Annotated in this window: 21 protein-coding genes and 1 pseudogene; 4 read left to right on the plus strand and 18 right to left on the minus strand. The window is 58.1% G+C overall.

The window, feature by feature from the left end; genetic code table 11:
• Positions 1-226: pseudogene (locus VNZ60_RS24360) on the plus strand (aromatic amino acid lyase); the annotation flags it as partial.
• Positions 227-235: 9 nt separating this feature from the next.
• Here the strand turns inward: VNZ60_RS24360 and VNZ60_RS24365 are convergent.
• The 12 genes from VNZ60_RS24365 to VNZ60_RS24420 form a co-directional block, all read right to left on the minus strand.
• Positions 236-811, minus strand: a complete 576-nt coding sequence (locus VNZ60_RS24365) for an RBBP9/YdeN family alpha/beta hydrolase (RefSeq protein WP_325663862.1) — start codon at positions 809-811, stop codon at positions 236-238.
• Between the two features lie 2 nt (positions 812-813).
• Positions 814-1,713, minus strand: a complete 900-nt coding sequence (locus VNZ60_RS24370) for an EAL domain-containing protein (protein ID WP_325663864.1) — start codon at positions 1,711-1,713, stop codon at positions 814-816.
• Between the two features lie 39 nt (positions 1,714-1,752).
• Positions 1,753-1,968, minus strand: a complete 216-nt coding sequence (locus VNZ60_RS24375) for a TOBE domain-containing protein (protein ID WP_325663866.1) — start codon at positions 1,966-1,968, stop codon at positions 1,753-1,755.
• 56 nt (positions 1,969-2,024) lie between these two features.
• Positions 2,025-2,873 (minus strand): ATP-binding cassette domain-containing protein, encoded by an 849-nt coding sequence (locus VNZ60_RS24380; RefSeq protein ID WP_325663868.1) that lies wholly within the window; start codon positions 2,871-2,873, stop codon positions 2,025-2,027.
• 39 nt (positions 2,874-2,912) lie between these two features.
• A complete protein-coding gene (gene ssuC / locus VNZ60_RS24385; RefSeq protein WP_325663869.1) occupies positions 2,913-3,761 on the minus strand; it encodes an aliphatic sulfonate ABC transporter permease SsuC in 849 nt (282 codons plus the stop codon).
• 10 nt (positions 3,762-3,771) lie between these two features.
• Positions 3,772-4,920: an FMNH2-dependent alkanesulfonate monooxygenase gene (gene ssuD, locus VNZ60_RS24390; RefSeq protein WP_325663871.1), complete on the minus strand. Its 1,149-nt coding sequence runs from the start codon at positions 4,918-4,920 to the stop codon at positions 3,772-3,774.
• Positions 4,921-4,951: 31 nt separating this feature from the next.
• Positions 4,952-5,971, minus strand: a complete 1,020-nt coding sequence (locus VNZ60_RS24395; RefSeq protein WP_325663872.1) for a sulfonate ABC transporter substrate-binding protein — start codon at positions 5,969-5,971, stop codon at positions 4,952-4,954.
• Between the two features lie 112 nt (positions 5,972-6,083).
• The gene (gene ssuE / locus VNZ60_RS24400; protein WP_325663873.1) at positions 6,084-6,674 is read right to left on the minus strand and encodes an NADPH-dependent FMN reductase; all 591 of its coding nucleotides are present in this window, start codon (positions 6,672-6,674) and stop codon (positions 6,084-6,086) included.
• Positions 6,675-6,772: 98 nt separating this feature from the next.
• A complete protein-coding gene (locus tag VNZ60_RS24405) occupies positions 6,773-7,795 on the minus strand; it encodes a sulfate ABC transporter substrate-binding protein (RefSeq protein ID WP_325663875.1) in 1,023 nt (340 codons plus the stop codon).
• A 202-nt stretch (positions 7,796-7,997) separates the two neighbouring features.
• Entirely contained in the window at positions 7,998-9,155 is a 1,158-nt protein-coding gene (locus VNZ60_RS24410; protein ID WP_325663877.1) for an MFS transporter, read from the minus strand.
• Positions 9,156-9,170: 15 nt separating this feature from the next.
• Positions 9,171-9,947 (minus strand): DeoR/GlpR family DNA-binding transcription regulator, encoded by a 777-nt coding sequence (locus VNZ60_RS24415; RefSeq protein ID WP_325663879.1) that lies wholly within the window; start codon positions 9,945-9,947, stop codon positions 9,171-9,173.
• Between the two features lie 133 nt (positions 9,948-10,080).
• Complete coding sequence (locus VNZ60_RS24420) at positions 10,081-10,521, minus strand: diacylglycerol kinase (protein ID WP_325663881.1); 441 nt, start codon at positions 10,519-10,521, stop codon at positions 10,081-10,083.
• Positions 10,522-10,729: 208 nt separating this feature from the next.
• Between VNZ60_RS24420 and VNZ60_RS24425 the strand changes: the two genes are divergently transcribed.
• Positions 10,730-11,512: an IclR family transcriptional regulator gene (locus VNZ60_RS24425; RefSeq protein ID WP_325663883.1), complete on the plus strand. Its 783-nt coding sequence runs from the start codon at positions 10,730-10,732 to the stop codon at positions 11,510-11,512.
• Between the two features lie 108 nt (positions 11,513-11,620).
• Here the strand turns inward: VNZ60_RS24425 and pbpG are convergent, their stop codons facing one another.
• On the minus strand, positions 11,621-12,760 hold the full coding sequence (pbpG, locus tag VNZ60_RS24430; RefSeq protein ID WP_325663885.1) for a D-alanyl-D-alanine endopeptidase: 1,140 nt from the start codon (positions 12,758-12,760) through the stop codon (positions 11,621-11,623).
• A 180-nt stretch (positions 12,761-12,940) separates the two neighbouring features.
• On the minus strand, positions 12,941-13,708 hold the full coding sequence (locus VNZ60_RS24435; protein ID WP_325663887.1) for a class I SAM-dependent methyltransferase: 768 nt from the start codon (positions 13,706-13,708) through the stop codon (positions 12,941-12,943).
• A 123-nt stretch (positions 13,709-13,831) separates the two neighbouring features.
• On the opposite strand from VNZ60_RS24435, the gene VNZ60_RS24440 reads away from it, so the two are divergent.
• Positions 13,832-14,617 carry a helix-turn-helix transcriptional regulator gene (locus VNZ60_RS24440; RefSeq protein WP_325663889.1) on the plus strand — a complete coding sequence of 262 codons (786 nt, stop codon included), beginning with the start codon at positions 13,832-13,834 and terminating at the stop codon, positions 14,615-14,617.
• A 35-nt stretch (positions 14,618-14,652) separates the two neighbouring features.
• Here the strand turns inward: VNZ60_RS24440 and VNZ60_RS24445 are convergent, their stop codons facing one another.
• Entirely contained in the window at positions 14,653-15,555 is a 903-nt protein-coding gene (locus VNZ60_RS24445; protein WP_325663890.1) for a DMT family transporter, read from the minus strand.
• 3 nt (positions 15,556-15,558) lie between these two features.
• A complete protein-coding gene (locus tag VNZ60_RS24450; protein WP_325663892.1) occupies positions 15,559-16,494 on the minus strand; it encodes a histone deacetylase family protein in 936 nt (311 codons plus the stop codon).
• Between the two features lie 307 nt (positions 16,495-16,801).
• On the opposite strand from VNZ60_RS24450, the gene VNZ60_RS24455 reads away from it, so the two are divergent.
• The gene (locus VNZ60_RS24455) at positions 16,802-17,368 is read left to right on the plus strand and encodes a phasin family protein (protein ID WP_325663894.1); all 567 of its coding nucleotides are present in this window, start codon (positions 16,802-16,804) and stop codon (positions 17,366-17,368) included.
• A gap of 135 nt (positions 17,369-17,503) precedes the next feature.
• On the opposite strand, the gene VNZ60_RS24460 is transcribed toward VNZ60_RS24455, so the two are convergent.
• Together VNZ60_RS24460 and VNZ60_RS24465 are read right to left on the minus strand one after the other, a co-directional pair.
• Positions 17,504-20,062 carry a DUF349 domain-containing protein gene (locus VNZ60_RS24460; protein ID WP_325663896.1) on the minus strand — a complete coding sequence of 853 codons (2,559 nt, stop codon included), beginning with the start codon at positions 20,060-20,062 and terminating at the stop codon, positions 17,504-17,506.
• Between the two features lie 125 nt (positions 20,063-20,187).
• Positions 20,188-20,991, minus strand: a complete 804-nt coding sequence (locus tag VNZ60_RS24465) for a competence/damage-inducible protein A (protein ID WP_325663898.1) — start codon at positions 20,989-20,991, stop codon at positions 20,188-20,190.
• Positions 20,992-21,013: the final 22 nt, after the last annotated feature.

Consider the following 21,013-nt stretch of genomic DNA (forward strand, 5'->3'; position numbering starts at 1 on the left):
TGAGATGCTGCTGGCGGCGCAGGCCTTGACCATGACGGAAGATTTGCTGCCGGGTTTTGTGCTGGGCCAGGGTACGCAGGCGGCGTATCAGGAAATCCGCCGGCAGATTCCGGCTTGCCTGGAAGGCGATCGCTGGTTCCACAACGATATCGCGGTGGCGCAATCGTTTGTGGTGAGCGGTTCGGTGCGCGATGCGGTGGTCAGGCAGATCGGCAAGTTTGCCTAAGAAGATCGGTTAGCGAGTGGCCGCGGGACGCGCAGTATCGGTTTCCTGCAAATGCTCGCTAGCCAACGTCACCAGGCGTTGCAATAAGGACTGGCCATACAGCCAATCGCCAAGATTGGATTCGGCGTTGATATGCCCAAGTGCCCCGGCATCGATGTATTGCGCTCCCCAGATTTGCGACCAGTGACGGGCGCGCCGGCTTTCCATCCACGGATCGTTGAGGCTGCCAACCACAATCGACGGCAGCGGCAGGCGTCCGTTTACTGCCGCGCTGACATCGAATTTATCCGGATCGGCCGGCGCCACCAATAAAGCCCCTGCCAGATTCGGGATCTCGCTCAACCCGCTATGCACCGTGGTCAGGCAGCCGAAACTGTGCGCTACCGCCAGAGTCGGCTGCTCCGACTGCCGCAGTTGCTGCTGCAAGCGTTCCGACCAGACTTCCAGCAGCGGCGCATCCCACTGCGCTTGCTCAACCCGTTCGAAGCTGGGATACAGCCGCTGCCATCGCGATTGCCAATGCAGCGGGCTGCTGTTGTACAGCCCGGGCACTACCAGCACACGAAACGATGACAGCGTTGCCATGATCAATCTGCTCCGGTATCAAGCGCTGCGATCGAAATACTGTCTTGCAGCGACGTGGCAGCGGCAAACGCATGCAACGCCGCTTGCGGCAGATCCCACAGAAACCCCTGTGCATGCAAAGGCGATGCGGCGATTCTTGCCAGTTGCTGCAACACTTCCAGATCGCGTGCTTTTTCCAGGCGTTTGAAAATCACCTGGATCTCGCGCTTGGCGCAGTCTTCCAGCAAACGTGCGGTCTGTTCGTCGTGGGTGACGCCGCGGGCGTCGATCTTGATCACATCCGGCCTGACCCGTTCCAGCAGATTCGCGGCTTGCGCCACATCGTCTGCATTCACCGCCAGCCGGAAATGATTGCGCCGGTAGTTATCCAGCACATAGTTCAGCAGCCAGCCCTGGTTTTCAGTAATGGTCGGCAGTTGCAGCACGATCCGGTCATGCGGCAAACCGAGCAAGTTCAGGATACGCCGGAACGCCATGCCGTGATTGCTGTCGACCGCCGCCAGCAAACGTGCATGCACGCTCAGGTACAGATCACCGGCGAGCGCCTCTGCCTGCCGATAGAAATTGATCGAGTGCAGCATGCGGCACAGACGATCGAGTTCGATCGACTCGTCGTCGCTGGCCGCATGGTCCAGCAGTTTCCATAGATACAAGCCGTTGTCGTTGGCCGAATAACTATGGGCAAAACCTTCATGGCCGATGATGGCGCCCTTGCCAGCACCAACCTCGATCCGGCGCAAGGGCTGGAATACACTGGTCAGGGTGGTATTGAAATAACGCCCCTGAGCACGCCCCTCGCCATCCAGCCAGACCCGGCAATCGCTGCGGGTCTGGTCTGGGGTTGTGTCACCCTTGGCGCCATTCAAACGTGCCAGATACTGCTCCAGAGCGGGAAAGGACATGGCTGATCTCGATATGGTCAATACAAAAACAGATGGCGATCAGATCTTGGCGATCGAGACTTCGGTCGCCTTTACCAGCGCCACCACTTCGGTGCCGATGACCAACCCCAGGTCCTTGACCGAACGGGTAGTAATCACCGAAGTGACGATGCCGGCCGGAGTCTCGACATCGACTTCCGACACCACGCTGCCTTCGATGATAGCCTTGATCTTGCCGCGGAACTGGTTGCGGACGTTAATTGCCTGGATGCTCATGGTTTCTCCTTTGGTCATACGGTTACATTAAAAATTGCTTCAAAATTACATCTTAATCAGATAGCCCAGCCAACCTGGCTGACCGTGCGCTGCAGCGACACATCGCCCAGCGCCGAATCAAGCTGTGCTGCAGGGTGTTTCAATACGCGCGCCAGAATCCGTTCTTCCAGCTGCGCAAAAGCCAGGTTGCCGCGGGCCCGCGGACGGGCCAGGCTGATCCGTTCATCCAGCGTGATTTCACCGTCTTCGATCAACAGCACGCGGTCGGCCAGGGCAATCGCCTCTTGCACGTCATGCGTCACCAGCACGGCGGTGAAGCCGCGTTCTTTCCATAACGATTCGATCAGTTGCTGCATTTCGATACGGGTCAAGGCGTCCAGTGCACCCAGCGGTTCGTCCAGCAACAGCAGTTCCGGGTCATGCACCAGCGCTCGCGCCAGCGCCACCCGCTGCCGCTGGCCGCCGGACAGCACCGCCGGCCATTCGTGAGCGCGCTCTTCCAGGCCGACCTGCGCCAAGGCTTTGGCCGAAGCCAGCGAGGCGCGTGGCAAACCCAGGCCGACATTGTTCAACACCCGCTTCCACGGCAACAGGCGCGAGTCCTGAAACATGATGCGGATCTCCGGCTGAATCTCCGGCTTGACATCGCCGGCGCCAAAGTAGAGATTGCCGTTGCTCGGCTGTTCCAGCCCGGCGATCAGGCGCAGCAGAGTGCTCTTGCCGCAACCGCTGCGGCCGACGATGGCGACGAATTCACCAGCGGCGATTTCGACGTTGAGCGTCTTCAGCACTTCCCGACCGCCATACGATTTCGACACCGAGCGCACCCGGACGCCGACACCACGGCCGGCGCCTAGCTTGGCGGCGGTTTCTATTTCGGCATTTTCAACAGGATCAATTTGCATCTTTGCTTCCATCTTGGTTAACTTTGCGACACAACACACTCACTGGTAACCGGGATGCCAGCGCAGCCAGTAACGTTCCAAGGCGCGCGCCAGGATATCCGCCAGTTTGCCGAGCAAGGCGTATAACAAGATCCCTACCAGCACCACATCGGTTTGCAGGAACTCACGCGCATTCATGGTCATGTAACCGATGCCCGCTTGCGCCGAAATGGTCTCGGCGACAATCAGCAAGACCCACACCAGACCCAGTGCGAAACGCACTCCTACCAATATCGATGGCAAGGCGCCCGGCAAGATCACATCGCGATACAAGGGCCATCCGGACAAGCCGTAACTCTTGGCCATCTCGATCAACCCCTTGTCGACCGAACGAATGCCGTGGAAGGTATTCAGGTACACCGGGAAAAACACCCCTATCGACACCAAAAACAGCTTCGACGATTCATCGATACCGAACCACAGGATCACCAGCGGAATCAAGGCCAGCGCCGGAATGTTGCGGATCATCTGGATGCTGGTGTCGAGTAGGGTTTCGGCCTGCTTGAAAGTCCCGGTCAGCAAACCCAGCAACAAACCCAGGCCGCCACCGACAGCAAAACCGGAAATTGCGCGCCAGGCGCTGATTCGCACATGGGTCCACAATTCACCGGATAAGGCCAACGACCAGGCAGCACGCGCCACCGCCCACGGTTCCGGCAAGATCCGGCTCGACAGCCAGCCGACTTTCGCGGCGAACTCCCAAGCCAGGATCAAGGCCACCGGCAGCAGCCAGGGCAACAGGCGGTCTTGCCAGATCTTTGTCGCGTTACCTTTGCGCGCTGTTCCGGTGCCGGTTCGCGGCCGGCGCAGCGATGCGGGTGCTTCCGCTGTTGTACTGATTGCGTTCATCTTGCCTCCTTCAACTTTGCGACGCCTTCGGCAGCAAGCCGTTGGCGATCACTTCACCGAATGGTCCTGTCAACGCTGGCTGACCGGACGCTGCGCGTCCTTTGCCCAGCAACGGGAAAACCAGCTCGGCAAAACGGTAAGACTCTTCCAGATGCGGATAGCCGGAAAGGATGAATGTATCTATCCCCAATGCGGCGTATTCCTGCATCCGCTCAGCCACCGTTTCAGGATCGCCGACCAGCGCCGTGCCAGCGCCGCCGCGCACCAGGCCAACCCCGGCCCACAGATTGGGCGACACTTCCAGCTTGTCGCGGCGGCCGCCGTGCAAGGCCGCCATGCGCCGCTGCCCTTCCGAATCCATCTTGGAAAATGCGGCCTGCGCCCGAGCAATCACCTCGTCATCGACATGGCTGATCAAATCCTCGGCTGCAGCCCATGCCGCCTGATTGGTTTCACGCACGATCACGTGCAAGCGGATTCCGAAGCGCACACTGCGGCCATGTTTAGCAGCACGGGCGCGGATATCGGCAATCTTTTCAGCGACCGCGGCCGGCGGTTCGCCCCACGTCAGATAGACATCGACCTGTTCCGCCGCCAGTTCATGCGCCGGTTCCGATGAGCCGCCGAAATATAAAGGCGGATACGGCTTCTGCACCGGCGGGTAAAGGGTTTTAGCGCCCTTGACCTTGATGTGTTTGCCGATGAAGTTGTAGCCGCCATCGCCGCCTTCGCCTGACAGGGCGGCGCGCCACACCTTCAGGAACTCCGAGGAAATTTCATAGCGCTCGGCATGCTCGGCAAACAAGCCGTCCGCTTCCAGTTCGGCCTGATCGCCGCCGGTCACCACATTGATCAGCAAACGGCCGTTCGACAGCCGGTCGAAGGTTGACGCCATGCGGATCGCCAGGCCTGGGGTGCTCAAGCCAGGCCGGATCGCCACCAGGAATTTCAGGCGCTGGGTGAAGCCAAGCAAACTCGATGCGACCACCCAGGCGTCTTCGCAGGAGCGTCCGGTCGGCAGCAAGACACCGTCATAACCGAGGGTGTCGGCAGCCACCGCGATCTGCTTCATGTAGTCGAAGTTGACCGGCCGCGCGCCCTGAGAGGTACCGAGGTAACGGCTGTCGCCGTGGGTAGGGATAAACCAGAAAACGTTCATGAGACTCCTGTATTGATTGAGCTTGGGTTCTTCATTGCTGCGCCAGCGGCGCATTCCTGGGTGACCAGACAATGTCCGCCACCTTGATAGCGCGTGGAATCAAACCGATTTCCTTGAAACTGTCGGCGACCCGCTGCTGGTCGGCCACCATGGCCGGGCTGATCACCGTGGTCGGCGACGGATTGGCGCGGCGGCTCAGGAACAGATGCACGGTTGCCAGATTCAAGCCGCTGACATCGGCAATCAGCTGCGCCACTTGCTGGCGATTTTGCTGCACGTAGCGATCGGCTTTGCTCAGTTCATCCAGCAGGTTCAGCACCGTGCCAGAATAATTTTCGGCAAAACTTCTTGCTGCCAGGTAAAAGGAATTATTGTTGGACAAACCCCGCCCGCTACTCAGGACGCGCGGTTTGAAACTCAGCTCGGCGGCGCCGTAATACGGATCCCAGATCGCCCAGGCGTCGACGCTGCCGCGTTCAAAGGCAGCGCGAGCGTCGGCCGGCGCCAGATAGATCGGCTGGATATCGCTCCAGGCCAGACCGCCTTTCTTCACCGCTTGCACCAGCAGGAAATGCGCGCTCGATCCCTTTTGCAAGGCGATCCGCTTGCCTTTCAAATCCGCCAGAGTCTTGATCGTTGAAGTTGGCTGCACCAGCAACGCGGAACTCTCTGGTTTGGGCGGCTCAGCGCCGACGTATAGCAAATCCTTGTTGGCGGCCTGGGCAAATACCGGCGGACTGTCGCCAGTCATGCCGAAATCCAGACTACCGGCAGACAAGGCTTCCAGCAGCTGTGGACCGGCGGGAAATTCCAGCCAGACTATCTTGCTGTTCTTGAACCTCTGCTCCAGCGTATTACGCTGTTTCAGCAGCACCAGATTGACCGCGCTTTTTTGAAAGCCGATGCGTATCTGCTCCGGTTCATTTTTATCGGTCAAAGGCTGCGCTAGCGCCAGCTGCGGTACGCCAACCGCAAACGCACCGGCGGCGACCGCTGAGAGCAGCGCCAGCACCTGGCGTCTTGTGTGTTTGTTTGTGGTCGAGACTGTCATTGCCGGTTTCCTGAATTTTTAGACAAAACGATCCCCTCCACCGGTGACGGCGGTTTTTACACAACGTTGGACGGGTAAATTATTTAGTCAGCTGATTTGGCTGATTTTCTGCTTACACACTACATCGCACCTGCGAAAACGGAATCGGATCGAAATCGTTGTTGCTGATCTTGCGTAGTGCCAGCAAGCTATCCGACAACTGCTGTACGCCCTCATTAATCCGCTGGAAAATATTCTGATCCAGGCTCAAACCTTCCTGCTCCGACCATTGCACCTGCGCTTCCGTCGCATAGATGCTGGGCAGTACATGGCGCGCCGCCAGCGACGACAATACCGGCCGCAAGGCATAGTCCAGCGCCAGCATGTGCGACTGGCTGCCACCGGTAGCCAGCGGCAGCACCAGCTTGCCGCTCAGGCCAAACTGCGGCAGCAAATCGAGAAACGCTTTTAGCGCGCCGCTATACGATGCCTTGTAGACCGGCGTCGCCACCACTACCGCCGTGGCTTGCGCCACTTGCGCCAGCGCCGCCTGGATCGACGTGTCGTTGAAATCGGCCCGCAGCAACGCATCGCCTGGCAGATCCCGTACATCCATCTTGCTGTAACGATGTCCTAACAAAGCCAGTTTTTCACCTGTGAAATGCAATAAACGAGTAGAACGCGATGGCGCCGAGGGGCTGCCGGCCAGTAACAAAATAGTCATCTGTAGCAATCTTGAAACTGCAATCTTGAAGCAGCAATCTTGAAACCGCCCTGCCAGGCATAGCGGCTGAGTCATTACGATCGTTTCGATCAGCCGGTTTATTTCACGCCAGGCTGATAGATCTTGTCGAACACGCCGCCATCGCTGAAGTGGACTTTCTGCGCATTTTTCCAGCCGCCGAAAGTGTCGTCGATGGTAAACAAACTTAGCTTTGGAAACTTGGTGGCGTACTTGGCGGCGACTTTAGGATCGATAGGACGGTAGTAGTTGTGGGCAGCGATTTCCTGGCCTTCCGGCGAGTACAAATACTCCAGATAGGCTTGCGCAATCTTGCGCGTGCCGCGCTTGTCGACCACCTTGTCGACCACCGCTACCGGCGGCTCGGCCAGGATGCTCAGCGAAGGAAACACGGTATCGAACTTGCCTTTGCCGAATTCCGCCTCGACCAGATAGGCTTCGTTTTCCCACGACAACAGCACATCGCCGACACCGCGCTCGGCAAAGGTGACGGTCGAACCGCGCGCGCCGGAATCCAGCACCGGTACATTCTTGTACAGGCGCGAGATGAAATCGCGGGCTTTGGTGTCGTCGTTATTGTTCTTCTTCAGCGCATAACCGTAGGCTGCCAGATAGGCCCAGCGCGCTCCGCCGGAAGTTTTTGGATTGGCGACGACCACTGACACGCCGGGCTTGACCAGATCATCCCAGTCCTTGATGCCTTTCGGATTGCCCTTGCGCACCAGCAGCACGATGGTCGAGGTGTAGGGTGTGCTGTTATGCGGCAAACGCTTTTGCCAGTCGGCCGGCAGCAGCTTGGCTTTTTCGGAAATCTCATCGATATCGTAAGCCAGCGCCAGCGTCACCACATCCGCTTCCAGGCCATCGATCACCGAGCGCCCCTGCTTGCCGGAGCCGCCGTGCGATGCTTTCAGGGTCAGGTTGTCGCCGCTCTTTTCTTTCCAGTATTTGGTAAAAGCCTTGTTGTACTCTTGATACAGCTCACGGGTGGGATCGTAAGAAACATTGAGCAGCGAAAAATCCGCCGCATGCACTAATTGCGCACTCTGCGCCAGCAAGGCGATGGCTATGGCGACTCCCGACCGGACGATTTTCTTCAACATGTTCTGCTTCCCTTGTGAACGTTTTTTGTTTTGAGGAATACAGATTAATGAGGCGGCCTGGAAAACAAAACGAATTCTTTCTTCTCTCCTTATGCGGAAAACAGATATGCATGGACCGGCGCGATGAATAAGGAAAATGCTTATTCCCGCTGAATTGGCATAAAGCTGAATCTAAAACTGGCCGCGAAGTGGTCGGAAAGTGTCAGCGCCGAGCAATGCCGCTGCCCTTGCCCGACGCCCCAAGACGGGCACTTGCCGCGACCAGCAGCAGCGCGCAACCCAAGCCGGCGAAGGCCACGCTCAAGCTGCTGGCGTGCGCCACAAAACCGATCACAGCGGGGCCCGCCAGGATGCCTGCATAACCGATGGTGGTGATGGCGGCAATCGCCAGGCTGGCCGGCATCGCCGCCTGGTTGCCGGCAGCAGTAAACAGGATGGGCACGATGTTGGATGCGCCCAGGCCGACCAGCACAAAACCTAGCAAAGCCACGCCGGCAGTGGGCGCCAGCACCGCCACAAAAAAGCCGCCGGCAGCGCACAGGCCTCCCAGCAGCAGCACACGTTTGCCGCCGAAACGCCTGACGATGCGATCGCCGCTTAAACGGCCGCTGGTCATGGCGATGGCAAAGGCGGCGTAACCGAGGCCGCCCTGGCTAGCGTCCAGTCCGCGCGTGGCGGTCAGGAACAAGGCGCTCCAGTCGAGGATAGCGCCCTCCACCAGGAATACGATAAAGCACAGCACGCCGATAAAAATCACTGCGCCATGCGGCAACACGAACAGCGCACCGCGTTCGCCCAGCTCCGGCTCGCGCAACAAGTGCGGGCCGGCCGCCGCCAATACCGCGGCCACGATCACGGCTGCAACCAGGCTGGCCCACGACGGACTCAAACCGCTCCACAGCAGCAACGCCATGCCGCCGGCGCCGATAAACCCACCGACGCTGAACAGCCCGTGAAAACCTGACATGAGCGCGCCGCCGCTGGCTTTTTCCACCATCACCGCCTGGATATTCATGGCAACGTCGAGAGTGCCGATCGCAGCGCCGAACATGAACAGAGCGAGCGCCAGTTGCAGCGGACTGGCGGCCAGCGACAGGCAAGGCAGCAGCAGACAAGCCAGGCCGCCGGCAACCAGGATCACACGACGGCAACCAAGGCGCGCCGACAGCACGCCGGTCAGCGGCATGGCGAGTAGCGAGCCGACACCCAGGCATAACAGCAGCAGCCCAAGCTCAGCTTCCTCCAGCCCCAGCCGCGTTTTCACATACGGCACCAGCGGCGCCCAAGCCGCCATGGCCAGGCCTGCGGTCAGGAAGGCCAAACGGGTGGCGCGGCGTTGCTTAGGGCCAATATGGTTCATGGCTGGGCTTTCAAATCAGTCAGCGTTTGCGTACAGTAATTGCACGCCTTGGCGCGCAAAACCCTGGGCCTGCTCTTTATCCGTGCCGGGCTCCAATACCAGATGCGTGAGATGGGCGGCTGGCAGCACAGCATAGGGTGCGGCAGTGCCGAATTTCTCGCCGGTGGCAGCCACCAGCACCGCTTTGCTGATGGCTGCCAGGCTGCGTTTGAATTCGGCTTCTTCGTAGTTGAAGCAGGTGACGCCGGCGTCGACATCGACGCCGCAGCCGCCCAGAAAGAAAATGTCAGGCCGTATGCGCTCGGCGTCGCGCAGCGCGGCGGCGCCCAGGTTGGCGCCTGTGCGGCGATCGACCCGGCCGCCGACCATGATCAATTCGATTGCCGGCCGCTCTTGCAACGCCAGCGCGACAGCAGCAGCGTTGGTGATGACCGTCAGCGGCAGTTCCGGCAAAGCTGCGGCGATCGCCAGGTTGGTCGAACCGGCGTCGATGAACAGCACGCTGTTGGCGACCACCAGCGATACCGCCGCCTGCGCCAGCAGTGCTTTGCGCTGCGGCGCCTGGGCGCGGCGTTCGGCCAGCGCGCCCGTTGCGGGAGACAAGGGCAGCGCGCCACCATACACCCGCGTGCACAAGCCGGCTGCGGCGAGGTCGCGTAGATCGCGCCGGATAGTGTCTTCCGAGACGTTCAATTGCTGCGCCAGATCCAGCGCCAGTACCCGGCCGTCGGCCAGCAGACGTTGCTGGATGAATGCGTGGCGCTCTTTGAGAAGGAGATTAATGGTGTTCATATTGACCGATATCATGCACAAACAAGTGTAAATATACACAAACGTGCAAACATCAGCAACAGTTGGCCACGCAAAAGAAGCACGAACAAGCTTTTTTGCGAGATTTATATGGATTGAATCTTCGCCTTGAGTCTTAGCCTTGAGTCAGGACGGGATAGAGAATCACAGCCCAGGTAGCGACGGCAAGCACGCAAGTCAGCAACACCGCGGCGCTGCCGAAATCCTTGGCGTTCTTGGAGAGCGGATTGCGTTCCAGCGAGACCCGGTCCACCACCGCTTCAATCGCCGAATTGATCAGCTCGATGATGATGATCCAGACCAGTACCGCGATCAGCAACAGTTTCTGCAGCGGCGTCACCGGCAGCAACAAGGCGACGATGATGCCCGGGATGACGATCATCAGTTCCTGGCGGAATGCGTGCTCGTTTTTCCAAGCCGATTTGAAACCTTCCGCAGAATAGAAAAAAGCTGAAAAAATTCTCTTGAATCCGCTGGTGCTCTTGAATTCGCTGATCGGCTGCGGCTGTTGTGGCTGCTGCTCTTGCGATTGCGGTGCTTGCTTGTTTTCGCTCATGCTGTGCTGGTTCTACTAGGCTGGCTGTAATGGAAACGCAGGTTTGCGTTAGCGGATTTTAACAGTCTTGCTGCGTTGCAGCTAAATGCTTTTCCTCGGTTAATGAACATTGCGCCGGCTCGTGGCTGCACTCTAATCGATGACGATAACGCAGCACAATTTTTCACATTATGATATAAACATTCCATTGCAATGCACCATTACACCAATGAAAACAGCCACTACCGACGACACCGATAAAATTTCGATCCAGGTTATAGAGCGCATGATTTCGCTGCTAGATACGCTGGCGCTCTACCCTGATCCGGTTAGCCTGAAAGAACTATCGGCAGTCACCGGCTTGCATCCGTCAACCGCGCACAGGATTCTCAACGACCTGGTGGTAAAGCGCTTTGTCGACCGCTCCGAGCCTGGCAGTTACCGGCTTGGCATGCGCCTGCTGGAATTGGGCAATGTTGTCAAAAGCCGGCTCAATGTGCGCGAGGCCGCGCTCGATTTCATGCGTGGCCTGCATCGCAAGACCAATCAGACGGTCAACCTGTCGGTGCGTCAGAGTGATGAAATCGTCTACATCGATCGCGCATTTTCAGAGCGCTCGGGCATGCAGGTGGTGCGCGCCATCGGTGGCCGGGCGCCGTTGCACCTGACCTCTACCGGTAAATTGTTTTTATCCATCGACGATCCGAAAATGGTGCGCGCCTACGCCACCCGTACCGGGCTGGCGGGACACAACAAGAATTCCATCACCGATCTGAGCAAGCTGGAACGTGAGTTGAGCCTGGTGCGCGCACTCGGTTATGCGCGCGATAACGAGGAACTGGAGCTGGGCGTGCGCTGCATGGCCGCAGGCATCCGCGACGACTCCGGCAAGATGGTCGCCGGCTTGTCGATCTCGGCGCCGGCCGATCGCTTGCAAGAGGAATGGGTGGAAGATCTGATCAGCACCGCGAATCAGATTTCCGCAGTGCTGGGATATACGCCGCAGCAATAGTCACAGCGTCGCAGCAAGGCGCAAAAAAACAGGGTTTATTCATCACGAATAAACCCTGTTTTTTTGTGCCGGATGACGATCCGGTCAACACGCGATTCTGGAAAAATCCTAGCTTTGACCGTCCGCGATTTTTACACGCGTCAGGGTGGCAGGATGTGAATCAGCCAGCCATTTGCGGACCCGGTCGGCATCGGCCTGGCGCGAATACTTGCCGCGCGAATCGAGGAACACCATCACGATCTGGCGGCCGTCGATCGTGGTTTGCATCACCATGCAACGGCCCGCTTCGTTGATGTATCCAGTCTTTTGCAAACCGATCTGCCACTCACGATTTTCAACCAGATGATTCGATGTCGAGTACTGCAGCGGCCGGCCGCCCGGCTCCACGACATATTTGGCGTCAGTCGAATACTGGCGAATTACAGGATGCTGATAAGCCGCCATCACCAGGCGCGACAAATCGCGGGCGCTGGCGACATTCAGATGCGACAAGCCGGTCGAATCGACATAGTGCGCTTCAGTCATGCCTAAAGCCTTGGCCTTGGCGTTCATGGCGGCAACAAAAGCCGGCAAGCCACCTGGGTAATTGCGGCCGAGCGCGGATGCGGCGCGATTCTCCGAACTCATCAAGGCGATGTGCAGCATGTCGGCACGGGTTAGTTGCGAACCTATACGCAAGCGCGAGCCGCTGTGTTTTTCGCGATCGATATCGTCATCGGTCACGGTCAGCACTTCGTTCATATCCTGTTTCGCTTCGACCACCACCATGCTGGTCATCAACTTGGTCAGCGAAGCGATCGGCAACGCGATCTGGGAATTTTTATCCAGCAACACTTCCGAACTGTTCTGGTCCAGCACCAGCGCTACGCTGGATTTCAGCTCAAGCGGATCATGCGTCAGATTCAATCCGGCTTGTTCGCCGGCCGACAGAACCGGCGGCAAAACAGGAACCGCCGGCGCGAATGCAACGCGTTGGTAAGTCACCTTGCGGCGACCATGAACCATCACAACTTTCCTTACCAGCTTCTCATTTTTATTAAAAGACGCCGTATTGCTGCTGTCACGCGCAGCGATCACGGCATGTTTTCTGGCACGGGCCTTGGCCCCCGCCTTTTTGTTGGCAGAAGCAGGGGTTTTAGCAGTTTTTTTGACGGTGCTGTCGTTGGTTTGAGCAGCAGCAAGAGCGGCGGGCGCGTTCGCGAGCGCGAGGAAGAGTGACAAAAAAACAATTAGCGCGGATTTGCCCATTTGCGGCTCCCATATTCGGCGGTTATAACTTTGTGGCAGTGTAGGCAAATATCGGAAAAATCGCAAGAAAATTAGGGGCTTAGCGCAGTAAATTAAACGAATTTCTATGTCTTGGCGACGATTTGCGAGATAGATTTTACCGCAACTCGTCGGCCCGTTATTCAATTTAGTATCTACTACCTATACGTGACATTCAAGCAATATAACGTCGATTAAAAAAGAATAATCCGCTTGCAGGTTAAAGTAAGCCGACACTTCCGACGGCGCACTGTCCCACAGTGACTTGATCGCCGCCACTCTTTCCGGCGGGGTACGCATCCTGGCTACCCAGGTATCAAATTGCAGCGGCAATTTCCAGCTTTTATCGACGCTCGGCTTCAAACCGGCCTGGGTCAGCAACTGGCGCCAGCCCGACAGGCTTCGATTGCGCACGTGCGAAGCATCTCGCAGCAATTCGATAGACTGCAAATAGGTGTCGGTCAAGACATCTTCGGGCGATGCCGTATCGATGACGATGCATTTACCGCCCGGCTTCAATACCCGCGCCATTTCAGCCAATGCCTGCGGCAGGTTTTTCCAGTGATGTGCGCTGAGACGGGTACACACGAGATCGAAACTGGCGTCGGCAAACGGCAAATCATCGGCACTGCCCTGCTGTACGTGCAGATTTTTCAAACCACGCTCCACCGCAGCATGCTCTACCACATCAAGCATTTCTTGTGCCAGGTCGTAGGCGACTGCCACGCCCATATGTGGTGCAATGGCAAACGCGGCATGCCCGGCTCCGCAACCGACATCGAGCGCTTTACCTTGCGGAAATTGGCTGGCATAGGCGGCCAGTTGTTGCAAATCGTCGCCTTGGGCGTGGACGGTGCTGGTCAGATAGGCGGCAGCGGTGCTGCCGAATTGTTCAGAAACCACCTTATCGTGGTTGCGTGCGACGGTCATCGGTTCTCTCCTCAAGAATGGGTAATGGCTTTAGAGCAGAGTCCAGTTTAATTATTTTTCATCCTGTTACAAGACTAGTGCTTATACTAGTACCACAAACAACAGGATAAACATGGACCAAGCATGGACCAAGCCGGCAAACGCAAAACACTAGGTGAATTCATCAGAACCCAGCGCACCCAGCTCGCGACCGCGGAATTGCGACTGGGCGGCAACAGCGCGCGCCGCCGCACACCGGGCTTGCGGCGCGAGGAAGTCGCTCAGTTGTGCGATATCAGCGTCACTTGGTATACCTGGATCGAACAGGGGCGCAGCGTCTCGGTATCGGCGGCGGCATTGGCTAGAATCGCCGAGGCATTGCAATTGTCGCGCGCCAAGCGCGCTTATCTGTTTGAACTCTCCGGCAAAAAGGATCCGCAGGTACAGGATGCGCTGATCAAGGAAATCCCGGATGAAATACTGGCGGTCGCCAGCGCCATCAAGAGCCCGGCTTATCTGCTGGATCGCCACTGGAATGCGATAGCCTGGAACCGCGCCGCAAAAACCTTGTTCGTCGGCTGGCTGGACAAAAAAAACGTTAGCAGGAATCTGCTTGAGTACACCTACTGCAGCGCCGATGCCGCGGCCTTGATCAGCGACTGGGAGCAACGCGCGAGCCGTCTTGCGGCAGAATTTCGCGCCGATTGCGGCATGTACCTGGACCAGCCGGAGATTGCTCAGTTGGTGACACGCCTGAGCGCCGCCAGCAGCGCATTCAAGCGCGCCTGGAATCTGCACGATGTGGTTGAAAAAGAAGGCGGCGAACGTCGCTTCAATCATCCGACGCTGGGCCAGCTGTCGTATCGGCAAGTCAATCTGCGGGTGGCCAACCGGCCCGAGCTGAAGCTGGTGATGTTGCTGCCGGTTTAGAGTTACGGCTTTGCGTTAACTAAGCTAAGCGCCGCTTATTTTTTCATGACGAAAACCACACCCAATATCGCCACCGCCATGCCGGCCATGCCCAGCAAATTGAAGACTTCGCCAAACATCAGCCAGGCCATCAACGCCGTGGTCGGCGGCGTCAGGTAAAGCAAACTGGTGACCCGGGTTGCCGCGCTCTTGCGTATCAGTGCAAACAACAGGAAGATCGCGCCTATCGACAAGGCCAGTATCGACCATAGCAGTGCGCCTATGAAGCGCGGCGTCCATTGCACCGTGTCCAGGCTAGGCCCAAGGTGTTCATAGAAAATAGCAAATGGCAGCAACACCACGATCGAGGCGGCAAACTGGATGATGGTGCCGGTGCGCAAATCGAAATGCGGGCATGTGCGTTTCTGGTACAGCGTGCCAAGCGTGATCGAGACCAAAGCCAGCAAACACAGCGCGATACTTTGCCAGGACAAACCGATCAGGGTAATTTTGGCAGCCACCACCAGCCCTACTCCGCAAATGCCAAGCAACAGGCCCAGCCATTGCCGTGGCCGCACCGATTCACCGATCAGGGGCGCCGCAAATGCTGTGAGGATAGGCTGCATGCCGACAATCAGCGCCGACACCCCGGCCGGCATGCCGAGCTTGATGGCGCACCAGACGCCAGCCAGATAACCGCCCTGCAGCAAGATTCCGGCAAACGCGATATGACCGATCCGGCCCGACGGCCAGGGCGCGCGCATGAATAACACCAACGGCAGCAGGACCAGCAGCACGCCGACGAAGCGCAACAAGAGAAACGTCAACGGCGGTGCGTACGGCAAACCGAATTTGGCCACCACAAAGCCGGTACTCCAGAGCAGCACAAACACCATTGGCATAGCCGCTAGCAGGAAATGGGCTGGCCGCGATGCGGAGGGAAGACTGGCTGAATGCATGAATTATCCGGGTTGAGCAGGCCGCTGCGCAGCACTGTGCTGACGGGCGAAATGTGCCGCGAGCGTGATAGTTTGCAGGTGGATCGCTACCGTGTCTTGTATATTCTTGCCGTAGCCGCCGGCCATCGCGATTGCCACCGGTATCGCATGGCGGCTGGCAGTTTCCAGCAGCATGGCGTCGCGCCGGGCCAAGCCGTCAAAACTCAGCTTCAAACGCCCTAGCCGATCACCTTCGTGCGGATCGGCGCCAGCCAGGAAAATGATCAGCTGCGGCGAAAAGCGCCCCAACATGCCGGCCAGCGCATCCTGCAATGCGCTCAGGTAAGCCTCGTCGCCGGTGCCGTCCGCCAGCGCCACATCCAGATCGCTGCACTCCTTATCGAAAGGATAATTGCGGGCGCCATGCAGCGACAAGGTGAAAATCGAATCGTCCTTGGCCAGGATCGCCGCCGTGCCGTTGCCTTGATGGACATCCAGATCGACGATGGCAACCCGCTGCACCCTGCGTTCGGCCTGCATCAGCCGGGCCGCAATCGCCGCGTCGTTGAAGACGCAAAAGCCTGCGCCTTGATCGGCAAACGCGTGATGCGTGCCGCCTGCCAGGTTGATCGCAATCCGCTCGGGCTCCGTCAAGGCGGCGCGACAGGCGGCGATGGTGGCGCCGGCCGAGCGTCGCGAACGCTCCACCATCTGCGGCGTCCACGGGAAACCGATCGCCTTTTGCACACTCTCGGCCAAAGTACCGTCGCTGACCGCAGCAATATAGTGCGGATGGTGGGCCAGGGCCAGCACGCCGTCGCTGGTGGTCGGCGCCTCGTGAAAATCGATATCGCTGATGGTTGCCACTGCGGCTTCGTGGATCAGCCGGTACTTTTGCATAGGGAAGCGATGGCCGGCCGGCAAAGGCAAAACAAAATGGTCGCTGTAAAAGGCTTTCAAGATGGGTGCAGGGAATCAGGTGAATCGATTAGTCTAACATCAGCAAATGTCAACAGCAGAGTGCTCAAAATAACAACACATGGATCCGCTAATAAGTTGATTTCATAAGCTTTGTCTTAATATGTATAAACAATATATTGCAGTGCACAAAAAATCTCTTGACACGGTTTCAGAATAATTTACAATCAAATTGTTGCGTCGCACAATGTTCATTCAAGACCACTGGCAGGCGCAATCGACGGCTAGATTCTAGCCACCCTTAGCCCTATTTATGTCTTTTTTACAGCATCGAATCCTAGGAGAAGCCATGTCTACCGTTGCAGAACAATTTTCAGCCGCCGCCAAAGCCAATTTCGAATCCAACCTGGCCGTATTCACCGAATTCACTACCAAGGCATTTGCCGGTGTGGAAAAGCTGATCGACCTTAACCTGAACGCCGCCAAGGCTTCGCTGGAAGATTCGAACGCCGCCACCCAGAAATTGTTTGCGGCTAAAGATCCGCAAGAATTTTTCTCACTGAGCGCAGCGCTGGCCCAGCCGAACACAGAAAAAGCGATTGCCTACGGTCGTCATTTCGCCAGCATCGCCTCCAGCACACAAGCTGAACTGACCAAGTCGGCAGAAGCCCAAGTTGCGGAAACCAAGCGTAAAGTCATCGAGTTCGTTGACCAGGCATCCAAAAACGTGCCTCCTGGCGCAGAAGGCGCAGTCGCTTTCGTCAAATCGGCAATCGGCAGCGCCAACGCCGGTTACGAACAGTTCGCCAAGAGCACCAAGCAAGCTGTTGAAACTCTGGAAAGCAACGTCAACACCGCAGTCGACCAACTGACGCAAGCGGCTACCAAGACTGCTGCTCGCTCGACCAAGAAGTAATTTGTAATGCAGGCGCGCCTGGTTTCTTGGCGCGCCTGCCTTGAATCTCCTCGGTACCCGGCAGCACCGGTATCGTTCTTACCCCGGCTTACCGGGGTATTTTTTTGCCTGGGCGGTTTATTAGCCGAGGCAGTATCAAGGCTTGACCTGGGCCACCAGTTTCAACAGCCTCTGCAGCGCCGCCTCATCCATCAGGGCCGGCAAGTTACAAATATGCAACAGCTGCTGCTCGATATTTTTCGCTGAGCCGCCCGCCTTCAACGACGCTTGCAACACTTCTACCTGCAACTGCAAACGCTCGCGCGAAAGCGCTGGCGGACTATCGATGCCGGCCAGGATTTCAGCGCGCAACAACTCCTGCTGCAACACAGGGCGCTGGCTTTCCAGAGTGGCGGCGTAGTTGCCGGCATTTTGCAAAGCCCGTTCGAAACGCGCCGCGACGACTTTTTCAAATGCCGGCGCCAGCCGTGGCAATGCTTGCCAGCGGTTGCGCCAGTCAGATTCGATCGCGGCATCGACATTAGCATCGGCAGCGCTGATGATCTCTTCAATTTTTTGACACAAGATCAACTTGTCGCGCAAGGCATCGGCTTGCGCCAATGCGGCCTGGCGTCGACTCTGGTCAAGCCGCGCTTGCAAAGCGCCGAGCGCGGCCTGAAAACGTGCGTCGATTTGCGGCTGGACAGCGCGCGGCACCTGCCCGCTGCGCGCCCATTCTTGCTGGGCCTGTTGCAGGATTTTCGACAACTCCCCTTCCGACTGAGGCTGGGTTAGCGCGGCTTCCAGCGCAGCACATTGCTCTTCACGCAGGCGCAGATTGTCGCGCCGCTCGGCATCGGCGCTGGACGCCGCCTCCTTGCGCTGGGCAAAGATGGCGTCGCATGCATTGCGGAAACGCTGCCACAGTTCCTGCTCATCCTGACGCGGCAAAGGCAGCGCCTTGGCTTGTTCCTGCCAGCGTTGTTGCAATTCCTTCACACGTTCGGCTGTATCGCGCTGGTTGGCAGGCAACTGCCCCGCTTCGGTAATCAATTTTTCGCGCCTGGCGATTTCGATGCCTTGCTGCTGCGCCAGCGGCGCCAGCAAGGTTTGGATAGTCGTGGCGAAATTGCTATCGAGTGCCTTTTTTTCGCTACGATTGATCGGCCCCAGGCTCTTCCATGCCTGCTGCTTTTGCTGGCAAAACTGGGCGATGGCTTTCCAGTCGGGCGCAATCTCTGTCGACAGAGCCACTTGGGCATACTGCTGCACCTCATCGATCAATGCACGGGCGCTGACTTGATTGACTTGACGCTGTTCAGCCTGTTGCTGGAAATGCGCCGCCACTGGCGCGTAGGCCTTAGTGCAGGCCGCGTCAAATCCTTCCCACAGTATTTTTGGTGCGGGCCCCGAATTGCCATCCAGCGATTTCCAGCGCGCCCTCAGGCTGCCGATTTTCTTTGCCAGTTCAGCCGGCGCCAGTGCCTGTTCCGACAATTCCTGGGCGGCCTTGGTCAGTTCTTCGCGCGAGACATTGCCGCCCCAGCGCGCCCAGCCTTGCAGCCGGGTCAGTTCACCACGCGCCTGCGCCAAACGGCTGCTCTGCAGCGCGCTCGGCTTGTGTTGCTTGAAATCGATGGCTCGCAATACCTTGTCGAAATCCATCGCCACTTGCAGCGCGCCGTCTTCCAGGGCTTTTTCAAGGCCATCCAAGGCTTCGTCAATTTGCGGGCGCTCGCTGGTTTCGGTCACCGCTGCCGGAGCCTGGGTCTTTTGCGGTTTGCTAGGGACTATGGCATGTTGCTTCAACAGTGCCTGATAACGTTGCTCCAAGCCGTCGTCAAGTAGTGCCGCTGGCAATCTGGGCAATCCCGACCAAGCGCTTTTCAATGTATCCGGATGCAGCGCCTCGGTCGCCGCTTCCCAGTTTGCCAGCAAATCGTTACGCATTTGCAAAGCAGATTGATGCTGCTGCAAATCCGCCAGCAGTTTGCGCAGCGCTTGCGCTTCTTCCGCAAACTCAAGCGCCAGATGACGCGGCAAAACCTGCGCCTCGGCATGGCTGGTGCAGGCGGCCATTTGCGATTCCAGTGCGTCCAGATCCTGCAGGCTTTGCGCCTCAGCTGCCGTCGACGTTTTGATCTGCAGATGCAATGCCCGCACACTGCTCAACAAACCGATGGCGCTGTGTTGCAAGTCGGCCTGGGCCGTCAGACGCTCGGCCAGCACGGCCCGCAGCTGGGTAAATTGTTGCTGCAATTCAGCAGGCACATCCTTGGCGTTCCAGCCACGGTCCAGCTCGGCAACCTGGTTCGGCATCAGCTGCTGCTCTTGCTGCAGGCGCTGCGCTTGCGCTACGGATGCAGCTGCCTTGCCGGCAATCAGTTGCTGCTGGCGTTCGCTGTCGAGCCGCCCCTGCATCAGTTTGGCAACCCGCCTGTCCGTATTGCGGCATGCCTGCAGCACTTGTTCCAAAGCCGCACGCGATTGCACCTGTTGCGCCGCACACAACCGGGCGTCGGCAAAAGTGGATTGCAAAATGAACGCCACTGCCGCAGCTTCGTCGGTCAGGGCCTGTGCCTGCAGCAGCGCTTGCTCTCTGGCCTGATCTGACACTTGCCGGGCTTCGGCGCGCTGTGCGGCCTGGGGAGCGGGGGCCGGTTGTGGCGTATTGCGGTCGGTACGGTCTGCGCGTTTGAAAAGAAATCCGAACATGTGATGGCAATCAGATAGAAGCGGATTGCCACTAATCGCTAGCGGCAAACGCTGTTGGTTAATCAAGTAAAAGCGAGGCGAAAGTGTGTGAGGTAAAAGCGTAGGACGGAAAATGGCTGGACTCGCTACGACGCCGGCCGGTAATCCACCTTTAGCTGATCCAGGCCAGACAGCATTTTCTTGAACGCTGCCGCACTTTGCTCCGGCTCGCCTTTGACGCCTAGATCAATGTGACGTCGGGTATCGGCATCGCCAACGTGCGGCAGGCTAAACACTTTGACCAAGGGAAACTCTGCCTCGATGGCTTCCATCAATGGCGTCAGCGTCGACTCCATGGCCTCGAACACCAGCACCGATTGCTCCAGTTGCGGATTCTGATGGAAGCGGTCTGCGTAATAGGTATCCAGCACCCACTCGAACATGGGCCACGCCATCACCGGGAAACCCGGGGCAAAATAATGCGCCCCCGCTCCCTGGTGCGGCACTGAAAAACCGGGAATCTTGTTAAACGGATTGGGAATGATGGCGGCGCCCTGCGGAAACTCGCCCATCTTCAGGCGGTGCAGGTTATCGGCTGTGTCGTAGTCCGGCGCCAGTCCGGCATCGCGTGCGGTATCGGCGATCCGTTCGCGGATTTTCTCGCGCGCTTGCGGATGCAGCACCAGCGGCACGCCGAGCGCCGCCGCCGCACATTGACGCGTATGGTCGTCGGGCGTGGCGCCGATGCCGCCGGTGCAAAACACGATGTCGTCGCTGTCGAAAGTACGTTTCAGAGTCGCCGTGATACGGGCTGGATCGTCGCCTATGTATTCTGCCCAGTCCAGGCTTAAGCCGCGGGTGGTAAGCATTTCCAGTATTTTCGGAAAGTGTTTATCGGTGCGCCTGCCTGACAGGATTTCGTCGCCGATGATGATAAGTCCGATTGCCATGGGGATCGCCGTTTAGCTGAGG

It is taken from the genome of Collimonas sp., assembly GCF_035566375.1.
GTDB lineage: Bacteria > Pseudomonadota > Gammaproteobacteria > Burkholderiales > Burkholderiaceae_D > Collimonas.

What these genes read in the sequence shown, in the direction of transcription:
- VNZ60_RS24375 (WP_325663866.1), bottom strand. Translation starts at nt 1,968, where the DNA reads ATGAGCATCCAGGCAATTAACGTCCGCAACCAGTTCCGCGGCAAGATC.
- VNZ60_RS24395 (WP_325663872.1), bottom strand. Translation starts at nt 5,971, where the DNA reads ATGACAGTCTCGACCACAAACAAACACACAAGACGCCAGGTGCTGGCG.
- VNZ60_RS24410 (WP_325663877.1), bottom strand. Translation starts at nt 9,155, where the DNA reads ATGAACCATATTGGCCCTAAGCAACGCCGCGCCACCCGTTTGGCCTTC.
- VNZ60_RS24380 (WP_325663868.1), bottom strand. Translation starts at nt 2,873, where the DNA reads ATGCAAATTGATCCTGTTGAAAATGCCGAAATAGAAACCGCCGCCAAG.
- pbpG (WP_325663885.1), bottom strand. Translation starts at nt 12,760, where the DNA reads ATGGGCAAATCCGCGCTAATTGTTTTTTTGTCACTCTTCCTCGCGCTC.
- VNZ60_RS24365 (WP_325663862.1), bottom strand. Translation starts at nt 811, where the DNA reads ATGGCAACGCTGTCATCGTTTCGTGTGCTGGTAGTGCCCGGGCTGTAC.
- VNZ60_RS24405 (WP_325663875.1), bottom strand. Translation starts at nt 7,795, where the DNA reads ATGTTGAAGAAAATCGTCCGGTCGGGAGTCGCCATAGCCATCGCCTTG.
- VNZ60_RS24440 (WP_325663889.1), top strand. Translation starts at nt 13,832, where the DNA reads ATGGACCAAGCCGGCAAACGCAAAACACTAGGTGAATTCATCAGAACC.
- VNZ60_RS24435 (WP_325663887.1), bottom strand. Translation starts at nt 13,708, where the DNA reads ATGACCGTCGCACGCAACCACGATAAGGTGGTTTCTGAACAATTCGGC.
- VNZ60_RS24370 (WP_325663864.1), bottom strand. Translation starts at nt 1,713, where the DNA reads ATGTCCTTTCCCGCTCTGGAGCAGTATCTGGCACGTTTGAATGGCGCC.
- ssuE (WP_325663873.1), bottom strand. Translation starts at nt 6,674, where the DNA reads ATGACTATTTTGTTACTGGCCGGCAGCCCCTCGGCGCCATCGCGTTCT.
- VNZ60_RS24420 (WP_325663881.1), bottom strand. Translation starts at nt 10,521, where the DNA reads ATGAGCGAAAACAAGCAAGCACCGCAATCGCAAGAGCAGCAGCCACAA.
- VNZ60_RS24415 (WP_325663879.1), bottom strand. Translation starts at nt 9,947, where the DNA reads ATGAACACCATTAATCTCCTTCTCAAAGAGCGCCACGCATTCATCCAG.
- VNZ60_RS24460 (WP_325663896.1), bottom strand. Translation starts at nt 20,062, where the DNA reads ATGTTCGGATTTCTTTTCAAACGCGCAGACCGTACCGACCGCAATACG.
- ssuC (WP_325663869.1), bottom strand. Translation starts at nt 3,761, where the DNA reads ATGAACGCAATCAGTACAACAGCGGAAGCACCCGCATCGCTGCGCCGG.
- VNZ60_RS24425 (WP_325663883.1), top strand. Translation starts at nt 10,730, where the DNA reads ATGAAAACAGCCACTACCGACGACACCGATAAAATTTCGATCCAGGTT.
- VNZ60_RS24465 (WP_325663898.1), bottom strand. Translation starts at nt 20,991, where the DNA reads ATGGCAATCGGACTTATCATCATCGGCGACGAAATCCTGTCAGGCAGG.
- VNZ60_RS24445 (WP_325663890.1), bottom strand. Translation starts at nt 15,555, where the DNA reads ATGCATTCAGCCAGTCTTCCCTCCGCATCGCGGCCAGCCCATTTCCTG.
- ssuD (WP_325663871.1), bottom strand. Translation starts at nt 4,920, where the DNA reads ATGAACGTTTTCTGGTTTATCCCTACCCACGGCGACAGCCGTTACCTC.
- VNZ60_RS24455 (WP_325663894.1), top strand. Translation starts at nt 16,802, where the DNA reads ATGTCTACCGTTGCAGAACAATTTTCAGCCGCCGCCAAAGCCAATTTC.